Source organism: Microbacterium sp. Cr-K32 (assembly GCF_000708345.1).
Lineage (GTDB): Bacteria > Actinomycetota > Actinomycetes > Actinomycetales > Microbacteriaceae > Microbacterium > Microbacterium maritypicum_A.
Genome location: NZ_JARD01000028.1, coordinates 92,394 through 106,657, shown reverse-complemented (window position 1 = coordinate 106,657; position 14,264 = coordinate 92,394). Strand labels below are relative to the sequence as shown.

At 68.6% G+C, this 14,264-nt stretch carries 13 protein-coding genes; 10 read left to right on the top strand and 3 right to left on the bottom strand.

Annotated elements, in window-relative coordinates:
• Complete coding sequence (locus GZ64_RS0114865; protein WP_029267343.1) at nucleotides 1-606, bottom strand: PadR family transcriptional regulator; 606 nt, start codon at nucleotides 604-606, stop codon at nucleotides 1-3.
• A gap of 103 nt (nucleotides 607-709) precedes the next feature.
• On the opposite strand from GZ64_RS0114865, the gene GZ64_RS0114860 reads away from it, so the two are divergent.
• Both GZ64_RS0114860 and GZ64_RS0114855 read left to right on the top strand, forming a co-directional pair.
• Complete coding sequence (locus GZ64_RS0114860) at nucleotides 710-1,234, top strand: flavin reductase family protein (RefSeq protein WP_021201079.1); 525 nt, start codon at nucleotides 710-712, stop codon at nucleotides 1,232-1,234.
• The gene (locus GZ64_RS0114855) at nucleotides 1,231-1,638 is read left to right on the top strand and encodes a riboflavin kinase (protein ID WP_021201078.1); all 408 of its coding nucleotides are present in this window, start codon (nucleotides 1,231-1,233) and stop codon (nucleotides 1,636-1,638) included. Before GZ64_RS0114860 ends, GZ64_RS0114855 begins: the two co-directional genes overlap by 4 nt.
• A 154-nt stretch (nucleotides 1,639-1,792) precedes the next feature.
• Here the strand turns inward: GZ64_RS0114855 and GZ64_RS0114850 are convergent, their stop codons facing one another.
• Nucleotides 1,793-3,301, bottom strand: a complete 1,509-nt coding sequence (locus GZ64_RS0114850; RefSeq protein WP_029258917.1) for a PucR family transcriptional regulator — start codon at nucleotides 3,299-3,301, stop codon at nucleotides 1,793-1,795.
• Nucleotides 3,302-3,400: 99 nt separating this feature from the next.
• Between GZ64_RS0114850 and gabT the strand changes: the two genes are divergently transcribed.
• From gabT to GZ64_RS0114815, 7 genes are all read left to right on the top strand, one after another.
• On the top strand, nucleotides 3,401-4,765 hold the full coding sequence (gabT, locus tag GZ64_RS0114845) for a 4-aminobutyrate--2-oxoglutarate transaminase (RefSeq protein WP_029267341.1): 1,365 nt from the start codon (nucleotides 3,401-3,403) through the stop codon (nucleotides 4,763-4,765).
• 107 nt (nucleotides 4,766-4,872) lie between these two features.
• The gene (locus tag GZ64_RS0114840) at nucleotides 4,873-6,255 is read left to right on the top strand and encodes a flavin monoamine oxidase family protein (RefSeq protein ID WP_021201075.1); all 1,383 of its coding nucleotides are present in this window, start codon (nucleotides 4,873-4,875) and stop codon (nucleotides 6,253-6,255) included.
• Nucleotides 6,255-7,139: a universal stress protein gene (locus GZ64_RS0114835; RefSeq protein WP_021201074.1), complete on the top strand. Its 885-nt coding sequence runs from the start codon at nucleotides 6,255-6,257 to the stop codon at nucleotides 7,137-7,139. The genes GZ64_RS0114840 and GZ64_RS0114835 overlap by 1 nt, the downstream gene beginning before the upstream one ends.
• The gene (locus tag GZ64_RS0114830) at nucleotides 7,139-8,686 is read left to right on the top strand and encodes an APC family permease (protein ID WP_029258915.1); all 1,548 of its coding nucleotides are present in this window, start codon (nucleotides 7,139-7,141) and stop codon (nucleotides 8,684-8,686) included. Before GZ64_RS0114835 ends, GZ64_RS0114830 begins: the two co-directional genes overlap by 1 nt.
• 22 nt (nucleotides 8,687-8,708) lie before the next feature.
• Complete coding sequence (locus GZ64_RS0114825; RefSeq protein ID WP_029258914.1) at nucleotides 8,709-10,175, top strand: NAD-dependent succinate-semialdehyde dehydrogenase; 1,467 nt, start codon at nucleotides 8,709-8,711, stop codon at nucleotides 10,173-10,175.
• 56 nt (nucleotides 10,176-10,231) lie between these two features.
• A complete protein-coding gene (locus tag GZ64_RS0114820; protein WP_029267339.1) occupies nucleotides 10,232-11,596 on the top strand; it encodes an NAD-dependent succinate-semialdehyde dehydrogenase in 1,365 nt (454 codons plus the stop codon).
• A gap of 111 nt (nucleotides 11,597-11,707) precedes the next feature.
• On the top strand, nucleotides 11,708-12,145 hold the full coding sequence (locus tag GZ64_RS0114815) for a pyridoxamine 5'-phosphate oxidase family protein (protein ID WP_029258912.1): 438 nt from the start codon (nucleotides 11,708-11,710) through the stop codon (nucleotides 12,143-12,145).
• A 16-nt stretch (nucleotides 12,146-12,161) separates the two neighbouring features.
• Here GZ64_RS0114815 and GZ64_RS20065 read toward each other — a convergent pair whose 3' ends face one another.
• Entirely contained in the window at nucleotides 12,162-12,332 is a 171-nt protein-coding gene (locus GZ64_RS20065) for a hypothetical protein (RefSeq protein ID WP_021201069.1), read from the bottom strand.
• A gap of 182 nt (nucleotides 12,333-12,514) precedes the next feature.
• Between GZ64_RS20065 and poxB the strand changes: the two genes are divergently transcribed.
• Nucleotides 12,515-14,239 carry a ubiquinone-dependent pyruvate dehydrogenase gene (poxB, locus tag GZ64_RS0114805; RefSeq protein ID WP_021201068.1) on the top strand — a complete coding sequence of 575 codons (1,725 nt, stop codon included), beginning with the start codon at nucleotides 12,515-12,517 and terminating at the stop codon, nucleotides 14,237-14,239.
• The last annotated feature ends 25 nt before the right edge of the window (nucleotides 14,240-14,264 follow it).

Here is a 14,264-nt window from a genome sequence, read left to right as displayed (position 1 = left end):
TCAGGCCGAGGTGCCCGCCTCGGCCGACGCTACGCCCTCGGTCGTCTCGCCGGCGAATGTGTACTCCCCACCGCGCAGACGTTCCAGCAGGTCGAGCAGCCACTGCTTCTCGGCCGTGAGGCGGGCTGTGGAGAGGTCGAAGATCTCCCGCACGTACTTGGGCGTCGTCTCGGACCGCAGCGTGTCCTGCACGTCGAAGCCGTTCTGCGTGATGATCGCGTCGCTCTTGATGAGTCGGTGCTCGAGGCCGGCGATCACCTCCTGCCGACTCAGAACGAACATGAACGAGGCGACGGTCATGATGGCCTGGGTGTCGAAGGCTGCGACGTTCCAGAGGTTCTCGCGCAGCATGCGCTGCAGTTCGACCTCGCCGGCCGGGGTGATGCGGTAGGTGGTCCGCGCCGGGCGCTTGCCCTCGGCCTCGGTGCCGCTTTCGGCGATGTAGCCGTCGACCTCGAGGGCGCGCAGGGCGTTGTAGATCGATCCGGGTTGGATATGCGCCCACTCGTCGACGTGCCAGGTCATGAGTTCGCGACGGAGGAAGTACCCGTGCACGGGCTGGAACTGCTTCACGGCGCCGAGGACGACGAGGCGGGTGGTCGACATGCCCCTCATGCTAACGGCTGGCCTTCGCCTTTCCTGTTGTTTGCATGATCAAAGTTGCCTATTATCAAAACTAGTCAAAGTTGACTAACGAAAGGAAGCCGAAATGACGACTGTCGTGACCGACGCGCTGACGAACGATACGGTCCCGCGCGACCTCGCCCTCCGCCGGGCCTTCTCGGTATACCCGACCGGCGTCGTGGCCCTGGCCGCGCACGTCGACGACCGTGCCGTGGGAATGGCGGTCAACTCCTTCACCTCGATCTCGCTCGAACCGGCGCTGGTGGCGATCAGCGCCGCCCGTACGTCGAAGACCTGGCCGGTGCTGCGCACCGTGCCCGAGCTCGGCATGAGTGTGCTCGCCGCGCACCACGAGCCGCTCAGCCGCTCGCTCTCGGCGAGGGAGGGCGACCGGTTCGGCGGCCATGAGTGGCGCCGCACCGATGGCGGAGCCGTGCTGATCGCGGACGCAGCGCTCTGGCTCACGTGTCGCCTGCACAGCACGTTCGACGGCGGCGACCACGAGATCGCGCTGTACGAGATCGCCGACATCACGCTGTTCGACGACGTCGAGCCCCTGGTCTTCCATCAGAGCCGCTACCGCTCGATCGCCGCCCCCGAGAACGCGTGAGCGCGTCGCCGCCCGGGACGATCGTCGGACTGGTCGTCCCCGGCGACGGTCGGGGTCGCGAGCTCGGCTTCCCGACGGCGAACCTGGCGCTCGACCACGAAGATCTGCCCGACGACGGGATCTACGCGGCGTGGGTGCGGATCGACGACGACCTGCTGTCGTGGGCGGCGAGTGTCAGTGTCGGGATGAACCCGACCTTCGACGGCGATCGCGAGCGACGCGTCGAGGTGCACCTGCATGATGCCGACATCGACCTCTACGGTCGGCGCCTGTGCGTGACCCTCGTCGCGCGCCTTCGCCCGACGCTGCGGTTCGACGGCGTCGAGGCGTTGATCGCCCAGACTGCCGATGACGTCACGCGGTGCCGGGCGGTGCTGGCTGCGGGAGCGCGTATCCACTCCTGACCCGCTCTTGGCCCGCTCTTGGCCCGCTGCTCCGGTTGCAGTTCCTGCCGCTCAGACGTCGCGCGGGCGGCGCGAAGTGCGACCGGAGCGTTCCCGCCGCGCGGGGTGCGAGCAGGAAGCACGTGGATGCTCGGGAGGGTGCTGCCGCCCCGGCTCAGTCGCGGGCGGTCTGCAGGATCGTCCAGAGCTCGGCGCGGGCGGGGAAGGTCGACAGGTCGACGTCGAGCAGCGCGCCCGCGTGGGCGATGCGGGAGCGCAGGGTGTGCCGATGCACTCCGAGCGCGACCGCGGCGGATTCCGCTTTCGCGTCATGCTCCAGCCAGGTGCGCAGCGAGCGTTCGAGCTCGGCGCCGGTACGGGCGTCGTGCTCGCGCACCGGGGCCAGGCGCGATTCGGCGACGAGGCGCGCCTCGTCGGTCGCGAGGGCCGTGAGGATGCTCGACCCGACGGTGTCGGAGTAGCGGGCGACCCCGTGGGTGCCCTGCTGACGCAGCGCCGTGAGCGCCTGCGCGTGTGCCCGGGCGAACGAGTCGTACCCTTCGGGATCGGAGACGCCGATGCGGATGCCGAAGCGGGCGGCGACCTCGTCGAGCAGGGCCTCGTCTCCGGCTGAGACGCACATCGTCACCCCGTCCTCGGATTCGGCGAGGAAGATCGAGGTTCCGTGCTCGGCGCGGTGCCGCTCCCACCAGTCGGCGAGCGGCCCTGCCGGCGCGTCGGCGGCGACGGCCACGAGCACGGGTGCGGTGGGCAGGCTGCCCAGCACCCTCCTGGCCAAGGTGGGGTCGTCGGCGAGGAGTGATCTGAGGAGCTGCGCGTGCAGGCGACGACGACTGCGGGCGAGCTGCTCGCTCTGCTCCATCGCGAGTCCTGCCATGGCGATCACCGAGGTCACGACCGACCGGGCTTCGGGATCGAGCGTATCGACGGCGAGGGCGATGACGCCCCGCAGATGCCCGCCGCGGCCGACCGTGAACAGCATGAACGAATGGTCTTCGATGCTGAGCGACTGCCCCGCCTCGAGTCCACGGGTCAGGATCTCCACCGCGCGATTCCCGAGCTCGTCGAGCACACGGGCCTCCACCGTTTCGCGAGGGTGGGAGAGGGTGAGCGCTCCGGCGGCGTCGAACATCCCGGCCCAGACGCCGATTCGCCGCCCGAGTTCGGCGATCGTCGCATCGAGGCCGTGCGGTCGGAGGGCGGCGAGAGCGAGGGCACGCTGCGTGTCGAGGGCCCAGGACCGTCGGGCATACGCCTGAGCCGCGATCGCCTCGGAGTGCGCGCGGGCGACGGCGATGAACGGGGTGCGGTACGGGACGGCGAACAGCGGCATCCCGTGCGCGGCGCACGCGTCGACGAGCTCTTCGGGGATGCCGGATCGGTGCACCTCGGTGCCGAATCCCAGACCGATCACCCCGCGGTCCGCGAGCCGTCCGACGTACGTGTCGATGCTGACGGCTTCGTCGAACTGGGTTCCGGTGGTCAGCAGCGCCAGGTCTTCGGACAGGAACGGGGTGGGGTCGGCGAGATCGGAGCTGTGCACCCAACGCAGCGGGCGGTCGAGTGCCCCATCGGGGATGTCGCCTTCGCGCGGGATCAGGGAGAGCCCGAGATCGCGACGCTGCAACAGGGCGCGCAGGGTCGGCTGGGCGGTGACGACCACGGTGACCTCCGGCGAGTTGTACGAGCGGGCGATTTGCTTCTCCAGATTGTACAGACCGGTGAGTGCAGCCGGCTCGGTGGCCGCCGTACGCTCGCGAACATGGCACTCCTCGACACCGCAGCCCTCGCAGTCCCTCTCGGCGGACCCGACCTCCCCCAGGAGCGTCGTCTGGTCACGGATCTTCCCGGCCCCCGTTCCGCCGAGATCCTCGCGCGCAAGGCGGATGCCGTGGCAGCGGGCGTCGGACACACCGTTCCGGTCGCCGCTGTCGCCGCCGGTGGTGGCGTCGTCGTGGACGCCGACGGGAACTCGCTCATCGACCTCGGCTCCGGCATCGCCGTGACCACCGTCGGCAACGCGCACCCCAAGGTCGCCGCGGCCGTCGCCGCTCAGGCCGCGCAGTTCACCCACACCTGTTTCATGATCTCGCCCTACGAGTCGTACGTCGGCGTCGCAGAGGCGCTCAACCGCGTGACCCCCGGTGACTTCGCCAAGAAGAGCGCCCTGTTCAACTCGGGCGCCGAAGCGGTCGAGAACGCGATCAAGATCGCCCGCAAGCACACCGGTCGCCAGGCCGTCGTCGCCTTCGACCACGGCTACCACGGCCGCACGAACCTGACCATGGCGCTCACCGCCAAGTCGATGCCCTACAAGAGCGGTTTCGGCCCCTTCGCGCCCGAGGTCTACCGGGCGCCGATGTCGTACCCGTTCCGCGACGGACTCGATGGACGTGAGGCCGCGGCCCGCGTCATCCTCCAGCTCGAGAAGCAGATCGGCGCCGACAACCTGGCCGCGGTCATCATCGAGCCCATCCAGGGCGAGGGCGGCTTCATCGTCCCCGCCGACGGGTTCCTCCCCGCGATCGTCGAGTGGTGCCGCGCGAACGGCGTCGTGTTCATCGCCGACGAGGTGCAGACCGGCTTCGCCCGCACCGGGCACATGTTCGCGAGCGAGATCTTCGGCATCGAGCCCGATCTGATCACCACGGCCAAGGGCATCGCCGGCGGCCTCCCGCTCGCTGCGGTCACCGGTCGCTCCGAGATCATGGACGCCTCGCACTCGGGCGGCCTCGGTGGCACCTACGGGGGCAACCCTATCGCCTGCGCCGCAGCCCTCGCCTCGATCGACGTGTTCGAGAACGACGGCGTGATCGAGCGGGCGCGCGAGATCGGCACGATCCTCATCGACCGCCTCACCGCGATCCAGCAGAACGACCCGCGCGTCGGCGACGTCCGCGGCCACGGTGCGATGATCGCCGCCGAGTTCGTCGACCCCGAGACCAAGGCGCCGAACGCCGCTCTCACGGCCGCCGTCGCCAAGGCGTGCATCGCGCAGGGCGTCATCGTCCTCACCTGCGGAACCTACGGCAACGTCATCCGCTTCCTCCCTCCGCTCTCGATCGGCGACGACCTGCTGAACGAGGGACTCGACATCGTCGCCGCCGCCCTGGCCGCCGCCGAATAGCATCCGGGCCGCACTCCCGTGCGGCCCGACCCCCTGTCCGGTCGCGACCCCAATCGGGGGATTTCGGGTCGCGACCGGCACTACTTCCCCCAACGAAGGAGTTGCAGATGTCTGAGATCACCCGCGACGTACTCATCATCGGCGCCGGAGCCGCAGGGCTCACCGCCGCGAACGACCTGCGCAAGGCCGGCCTGTCGGTCGCCGTGCTGGAGGCCCGCGACCGCGTGGGCGGACGCCTGTGGACCGACGTCATCGACGGCGCCATGCTCGAGATCGGCGGTCAGTGGGTCTCGCCCGATCAGGATGCGCTCAAGGACGCCATCGAAGAGCTGGGCCTCGAGACCTACAGCCGCTACCGCGAAGGCGACAGCGTCTACGTCGGCCCCGACGGGAAGACGCACCGTTTCACGGGGGAGATGTTCCCCGTGTCGCCGGAGACCGAGGCCGTGATCGCCCGGATCACGGGCATCCTCGACGCCCTGGTCGCCGAGATCGACCCCGATCAGCCGTGGGCGCACCCGAACGCCGAGGAGTGGGATTCGATCACCTGGGACGCCTGGCTGCGCTCGCAGACCGATGACGACGAGGCCGTGCGCAACCTGGCCTTCGCCACGGGATCGGCGATGCTCACCAAGCCCACGCACTCGTTCTCGCTGCTGCAGTCGCTGCTGATGGCCGCATCCGCCGGTTCGTACTCGAACCTCGTCGACGCCGACTTCATCCTCGACAAGCGCGTGGTCGGCGGTCTGCAGCAGGTGCCGCTGCGTCTCGCCGAGCGCCTGGGCGACGACGTGCTGCTGAACCAGCCGGTCCGCAGCCTCGAGTGGTCGGACGCGGGGGTCGTCGCCACCACCGACGAGCTCACGGTCCGCGCCCGCCACGCGATCCTCGCGCACGCGCCGGTGCTGTACAGCCGTATCTCCTTCGATCCGCCGCTGCCGCGTCGTCAGCACCAGCTGCACCAGCACCTCTCCATGGGCTTCGTCATCAAGGTGCACGCGGTCTACGATCGTCCGTTCTGGCGCGAGCAGGGTCTCAGCGGCACCGCGTTCAGCCCGTACGAGCTGTCGCACGAGGCGTACGACAACACGAACCACGGCGACGAGCGCGGCACCCTGGTGGGCTTCGTCTCCGACGCCAACGCCGACGGCGTGTTCGAGCTCTCTGCCGAGGAGCGCAAGGAGCGCATCCTCGAGTCGCTCTCGCACTATTACGGCCCAGAGGCCAAGAACCCGGTCGTCTACTACGAGAGCGACTGGGGCAGCGAGGAGTGGACGCGTGGTGCCTATGCCGCGAGCTTCGACATGGGCGGCCTGCACCGTTACGGCGCGGACCTGCGCACGGCGGTCGGCCCGATCCACTTCGCCTGCAGCGACATGGCCGGAGCCGGGTACCAGCACGTCGACGGTGCGATCCGGATGGGACACCTCGTCGCATCCAATATCGTCGATGCGAGCCGCGAGTCCGGCGCTGTCGAGAGCAGCAGCTGATGACCGGCTCGGTCGTCGTGGGGTACACGGCGACGGATGCGGGAGCGGATGCCGCGGCGCTGGGCGCGCGCATCGCCCGCAGCCTGGGCGCGACCCTGCACCTGGTGATCGTGCTGCCGAACGAAGGAACACGCAACGCCGCGGTGCCGCCGGAGCGCGCCTATGAGGAGCACATCCGGTCGCAGGCCAGGAAGTGGCTCGCCGACGCCGTCGTCCGGCTGCCGCAGGAGCTGACCCGCAGCGGTCACGTCCGCTTCTCCGAATCGTTCGCCGAGGGGCTCATCGCCGCCGGCGAGGAGTTCGGCGCCCGCGTGATCGTGATCGGTGCGGCGGGCGGGGGCATCTTCGGACGCCACCGGCTCGGGAGCGTCGCCTCGGAGCTGTTGCACTCGTCGACCATCCCGGTGGCGCTGGCACCCGTGGGAACGGCTCAGCAGGACGACCACGTCATCCCGCGCGTGACCGTCGCCGTCGGGTCTCGGCCGGGCGCCGATGCGCTGCTCGACGAGGCTGTCGCCCTCGCCGGCGACAGCGGCGTCGACCTGCGCCTCGTGTCCCTCGTGCCGTTCGATGTGCCCCCGGGGCTCGATACGGGCGCGATCCGCACGGTCGGTGACGACCACGGGCAGGAGGTCCTCGCGATGGCGACAGAGCTGCTCCCCGACGGGCGCACCGCCGCCGTCGAGAAGGCTCCGGGCGACACCGTCGAAGATGCGGTCGCGAACCTCTCCTGGCTTCCCGGCGAGGTGGTCCTGGTCGGCTCCAGCAGGCTGGCGCAGCCCCGTCGTCTCTTCCTGGGCTCCACGGCGGCGAAGATGCTGCACGAGCTGCCCGTCCCCATGATCGTCGTCCCGCGCACCCGCAACGAAGCAGGAGAACGCTGATGAGCAGCACCAACCGGGCGACGGAGCCCGAATCCGGTGTCACGACCGGGATCTCCACCAAGGGCCTGAGCGCCGGAACGGTCGGCCTGATCGGCGCGGTCGTGATCGGCATCTCGTGCATCGCACCCGCCTACACCTTCACCGCCGCCGTCGGCCCTGTGGCCTCCACGGTGGGGTCGCAGATCCCCGCGATCATCCTGGTCGGCTTCATCCCGATGCTCCTGGTCGCCTTCGGGTACCGCGAGCTCAACAACCGGATGCCCGACTCCGGCACCTCGTTCACCTGGGCGGCCCGCGCTTTCGGTCCGTGGGTGGGCTGGATGGCGGGCTGGGGCCTGGTCGTCGCCACGATCCTCGTGCTGTCCAACCTCGCGGGCATCGCCGTCGACTTCCTCTTCCTGCTGATCTCGCAGATCACGGGCAACCCCGACATCGCCTCCCTCGCGAGCGTCACCTGGATCAACATCGGCGTGTGCCTGCTGTTCATGCTCGGGGCGACCTGGATCTCGTACCGCGACATGCAGACGACCCAGAAGCTGCAGTACTGGCTCGTCAGCTTCCAGATCCTCGTCCTGCTCTTCTTCGCCGGTGCGGCGATCGTGCAGGCCGTCAACGGCAACGGCTTCGACTACCAGCCCTTCGATCTGAACTGGTTCAACCCGTTCGCGATCTCGTCGTTCAGCGCCGTCGCCGCCGGACTCTCGCTGTCGATCTTCATCTTCTGGGGCTGGGACGTCACCCTCACCATGAACGAGGAGACCAAGGACCCGGAGAAGACCCCGGGTCGCGCGGCCACCGTCACGGTGCTGATGATCGTCTCGCTCTACCTGCTGCTCGCGGTGGCGATGATCATGTTCGCCGGTGTCGGCACCGGTGCGCTGGGTCTCGGCAACGAGGACATCCAGGAGAACGTGTTCTTCCACCTCTCCGGCCCGATCCTCGGCCCGCTCGCCTTCCTGGTGTCGCTCGCGGTGCTGACCAGCTCGGCGTCGTCGCTGCAGTCCACGTTCGTGGGACCGGCGCGCACGCTGCTGGCGATGGGGCACTACGGCGCCCTGCCCAAGTCGTTCGCGAAGGTCAGCCCCCGCTTCTTCACCCCGGGGTACGCGACCATCATCTCCGCCATCGTCGCGTCGGCCTTCTACGCTGTGATGCGCGTCGTGAGCGAGGACACGCTGTGGGACACCATCCTCACGCTCGGCATGATGATCTGCTTCTACTACGGGATCACCGCCTTCGCGTGCGTCTGGTACTTCCGCAAGCAGTGGTTCGACTCGACGAGGAACTTCTTCTTCACGTTCCTCTTCCCGCTCGTCGGCGGTGCGATCCTCGCGGTGCTGTTCTTCACGACGCTGATCGACTCGATGGACCCGGCCTACGGCTCGGGTTCTCAGATCGGCGGCGTCGGCATCGTCTTCATCCTCGGAATGCTGATCATCGGCGTCGGCATCGTCGTCATGGTCTGGAACGCCATCAGACGGCCGGCGTTCTTCCGCGGTCAGACGCTGAGCATCGACGCACCTCCCAGCCGACGCACGCGCTCCTAGCCCTCCTCACAGAAAGAGAATCATGAGCACTCAGACCGAACAGGCGCTCCTGGACAGCATCCCCACCGGCCTCTTCATCGGCGGTGAGTGGATCGACGGCGAGACCGGCGGCACGTTCGACGTGCAGGATCCCGCGACCGGTGCCGTGATCCGCACGATCGCCGACGCGACGCCCGCAGACGGCATCCGCGCCCTCGATGCGGCCGTCGCCGCGCAGGACGCGTGGGCCGCGACGGCTCCGCGCGTGCGCAGTGAGATCCTCCGCCGGGCATTCGACCTCGTGCAGGAGCACAAGGAGGACCTGGCGCTGCTCATGACGCTCGAGATGGGCAAGCCGCTCGCCGAGGCGCGTGGCGAGGTCGGCTACGGCGGCGAGTTCCTGCGCTGGTTCAGCGAGGAGGCCGTGCGCATCAGCGGCCGCTACGGCATCAACCCCGAGGGCACCGGTCACATGGTCGTGTCGCAGCGCCCGGTCGGACCGTCGTTCTTCGTGACGCCGTGGAACTTCCCGTTCGCGATGGCGACGCGCAAGATCGCTCCGGCACTCGCGGCCGGCTGCACCGTGGTGATCAAGCCCCCGGCACTCACGCCGCTGACGACGATGTACTTCACGAAGCTGCTCGAAGAGGCCGGCCTTCCCGCCGGTGTCGTCAACGTCGTGCAGACCTCGAAGTCGAGCGCGCTGTCGGCGCCGATCATCGCCGACCCGCGTCTGCGCAAGCTCTCCTTCACGGGCTCGACCGAGGTCGGACGCAAGCTCATCGCCCAGGCGGCGGAGGGCGTGCTGCGCGTGTCGATGGAACTCGGCGGCAACGCCCCGTTCGTGGTGTTCGACGACGCCGACCTCGACAAGGCCGTGGACGGTGCGCTGGCCGCGAAGTTCCGCAACATCGGACAGGCCTGCACGGCGGCGAACCGTTTCATCGTGCACAAGGACGTCGCGGGCGAATTCGCCAAGCGTGTCACCGAGCGCGTCAACGGCATGAAGATCGGCCGTGGCACCGAAGAGGGCGTGGCGATCGGACCGCTCATCGACGCGGATGCCGTCGCGAAGGCCGGCGAACTCGTCGACGATGCGGTCGGTCGCGGTGCGACGCTGCTCGCAGGTGGCAAGGCTGTGGAGGGCACGGGCACGTTCTACGAGCCGACCGTGCTGACCGATGTCGTCGCGGGAAGCGCGATCCTGCGCGAGGAGATCTTCGGACCGGTGCTCGCGATCGCGACCTTCGAGACCGAGGAAGAGGCCGTGCGCCTGGCGAACGACACCGAGTACGGACTCGTGTCGTACGTCTTCACCGAGAACCTGCAGCGCGGTCAGCGGATGATCGACGGGCTCGAGACCGGCATGATGGGTCTCAACGTGGGCGTTGTCTCGAACGCGGCCGCACCCTTCGGCGGCGTCAAGCAGTCCGGCGTCGGCCGCGAGGGCGGCTTCGAGGGCATCCACGAGTACCTGTCCACCAAGTACACGCTGATCCCGGTCTCCTGATTTCCGATGCGGGGCCCGCGCGTCGGGCCCCGCACCACCACACGAGAGGACATGTCATGACCGACTACGCCGTCACCAACCCCGCCACCGGAGAGACGCTGGCGTCCTTCGACACGTTCACGGATGCCCAGATCGATGAGGCGGTCGCCGCCGCCGACGAGGCCCACCGCGAGTGGTCGCGCTCGTCGACGGTCGCCGAGCGCGCGGCCCTCGTCCGGCGTGCCGCCGAGCTGCACCGCGAACGCCGCGAAGAGCTCGCCGACATCTTCGTGCGTGAGATGGGCAAGCCCCGCGAGGCCGCCCTCGGCGAGGTCGACTTCGCCGCCGACATCGCCGAGTACTACGCCGACCAGGCGGAGTCGATCATGGCCGACCAGCCGATCGCGATCCTGGGGGAGGGGTCGGCCATCATCCGCCGTTCCTCGCTCGGCCCGCTCGTCGGCATCATGCCGTGGAACTTCCCGGCGTACCAGATCGTGCGCTTCGCCGCTCCCAACCTGATCGTGGGCAACACGATCCTGCTCAAGCCCGCCCCGCAGTGCCCGGAGTCGTCGACCGCGATCGAGAAGATCTATCACGATGCCGGATTCCCGAAGGGCGCCTACCAGAACGTCCTCGCGACGAACGAGCAGATCGCGACGATGATCGCCGACCCGCGCGTGCAGGGTGTCTCGCTCACCGGATCCGAGCGCGCCGGTGCCGCGGTCGCCGAGATCGCCGGACGCAACCTCAAGAAGGTCGCACTCGAGCTCGGCGGCTCCGACCCGTTCATCGTGCTCTCCACCGACGACCTCGACGCCACGGTGCAGGCCGGCGTCGATGCGCGCCTCGACAACAACGGGCAGGCCTGCAACGGCGCGAAGCGCTTCATCATCGTCGACAGCCTGTACGACGCCTTCGTCGAGAAGTTCACGGCGGCGATGGCGGCCATCGAGGCGACCGATCCCATGCTCGACGACACGGTCCTCGGTCCGGTGTCGTCCGAGACGGCTGCGGTCAACCTGCAGAAGCAGATCGACCAGGCGGTCGAGCAGGGAGCGACGCTCCTCACCGGCGGCACCCGTGACGGCGCGTTCTTCGCTCCGACCGTGCTGGCTGACGTGACGCCCGAGATGAACGTCTACCGCGAGGAGCTCTTCGGCCCCGCCGCCGTCGTCTACCGCGTGGCGGATGAGGACGCGGCGGTCGAGCTCGCGAACGACACCACCTTCGGTCTCGGCTCCTACGTCTTCACGACGGATGCCGCGCAGGCGGAGCGCGTTGCCGACAAGATCGAGGCGGGCATGGTCTACGTCAACCTCGTGCTCGCCGACAGCCCCGAGCTGCCGTTCGGCGGCGTCAAGCGCAGCGGCACGGCCCGCGAACTGGGTCACCTGGCCGCGGACGAGTTCGTCAACAAGAAGCTCATCCGCATCGGCTGAGCGCACGATGAACGGCCCCTCGCAGAACGCGGGGGGCCGTTGTCGCATCCACCACCGAATGCGGGACGGATGCCCTGTCGGTGGGGACATCGAGTGCGAGACAATGGCGGCATGAGCGCGCACACCGACCCCATCGAGATGCTGACCACCGACCGGAGCCGGGAGCTGCTCGGCACGCAGGAACTGGGAAGACTCGTCACCCACGTCGGGGACACGATCGACATCTTCCCGGTGAACTACGTGGTCGACGGCGACGGCATCCTGTTCCGCACGGCGCCGGGCAGCAAGCTGTTCGAGCTGACGGTGAACACCGACGTGCTGTTCGAGGTCGACGATCATACCGACACGGACGCCTGGAGCGTCATCGTTCGCGGGCACGCGACCGCTCTGGAGGCGGATGCGGACGTGCACCGCGCGGATGCCGCGGGCCTTCGCCCCTGGATCCCCACCCTCAAGCGCGTCTACGTGCGCATCGACCCGACGTCGGTCTCCGGGCGGGCGTTCCGTCGCAGTGCAGAGCCGGACCGGGATGGTGCTCAGGAGTACTGAGCGCCGCTCGTCGCCCTCAGGCGGAGAAGAGCTTCAACTCCTCGGAAGTGAAGTAGTTCTGGGTCACGTCCGTGATGCGCACGAGGTACTTTCCCCGCTTCCCGTCGATCGAGACGACGGTTCCGACATTGCCGGTCATCGTCGGTCCGGTGATCTGCACGGTGTCTCCGATGGCGAAGTCGCTCATTCTGCATCCTCTCGTCGTGCCGTGACCCCGGATGCGCCGGCGAGCGTCTCGGCTTCTTCTGATGCTTCGAGGCTAGATCGCGCGTCGAAGCGGCGACAGTGTCGGATGTCGGCAGTTCGAGTGACATCTGTCACGGTCGTCCGACGAGCCTCAGCCCCGTGCCTCGGGCGTAGGGTCGAAGCATGGCAAACGTCGCTGAGAACATCGTCAAAACTCTGCACGCCAACGGGATCGACCGTGTCTACGGCATTCCCGGGGACTCGCTGAACGGCTTCACGGATGCGCTGCGCAAAGACGGCACGATCCGATGGGTGCATGTGCGGCACGAGGAATCCGCCGCGTTCGCCGCCGCCGCCGATGCTGCAACCACCGGCGAGCTCGCCGTCGTCGCCGGATCCTGCGGGCCCGGGAACCTTCATCTGATCAACGGCCTCTACGACGCCAACCGCTCACGTGTTCCCGTGCTCGCGATCGCCGCCCACATCCCCACCACCGAGATCGGAACCGGATACTTCCAGGAGACGCATCCGCAGGAGCTCTTCCGCGAGTGCAGCGTCTACGTCGAGTACGTCGCCGATCCGAAGCAGATGCCGCGCCTGATGGAGATCGCCATGCGTGCTGCCATCGAAGAGCGCGGGGTCGCGGTGCTCGTGATCCCCGGTGACGTCGCCCTGGCAGACATCGCCGACGACCGTGCCGTCGTGATCGAGCGCACCCGCCCGGTGGTCGTGCCCAATCCGGCGGAGCTCGAGAAGGCGGCGACGCTGTTGAACGCCGCGAAGAAGGTCACGATCCTCGCCGGAGCCGGCGTCGAGGGCGCGCACGACGAGGTCATCGCGCTCGCCGACACACTGGGTGCTCCCATCGTGCATGCGCTCCGCGGCAAGGAGTTCATCGAGTACGACAACCCCTTCGACGTGGGGATGACGGGGCTTCTCGGCTTCGCTTCGGGCTTCCGGGCCATGGAGGCCGCCGACGCGCTGCTGGTGCTGGGCAGCGACTTCCCGTACGAGCAGTTCTACCCCGACAACGCGACGACGATCCAGGTCGACATCCGTGGCGCCCAGCTCGGCAAGCGGCATCCGCTCGATCTGGGGCTGGTCGGCGATGTGCGTGCCACGGCGGACGCACTGCTGCCTCGACTGGCGCGCAAGGACGACCGTACGCACCTCGACGATGCCACCGCGCACTACCGCAAGACTCGCAAGAAGCTCGACGAGCTGGCGGTGCCGGCCAAGGGCAAGCGTCCCATCCACCCGCAGTACCTCGCTCGTCTCCTGGACGAATACGCGGCCGACGATGCGATCTTCACGGCCGACGTGGGGTCGCCGACCGTGTGGGCGGCCCGATACCTCTCGATGACCGAGAACCGGCGACTGATCGGCTCGTTCACGCACGGCTCCATGGCCAATGCGCTGATGCACGGCATCGGGGCCCAGGTCGCACACCCCGACCGTCAGGTCGTGGCGCTCGCGGGTGACGGCGGCCTCTCGATGATGCTCGGCGAGCTGCTGACCCTGACGCAGAACAAGCTGCCCGTGAAGACCGTCGTGGTCAACAACTCGTCGCTGAACTTCGTCGAGCTCGAGATGAAGGCCGCCGGTTTCGTGACGTACGGGACGGGGCTGGACAACCCCAGCTTCGCTGCGATCGCCGAGGCGATGGGGATCTTCGCACGCCGGGTGGAGCGGAGCGAGGACCTCCCCGACGCCGTCCGCGAAGTGCTGGCCCATGACGGTCCCGCTCTGCTCGACGTGGTCACCGAACGGCAGGAGCTCTCCATGCCGCCCGCGATCGAGGCGGCGCAGGTCAAGGGCTTCGCGCTCTATGCGATCCGCACGGTCATGTCCGGGCGCGGCGACGAACTCCTCGATCTCGCGAAGGCCAACTGGCGCCAGCTCTTCTGAGACGGCGCCCCCCGCGACGGCGCCG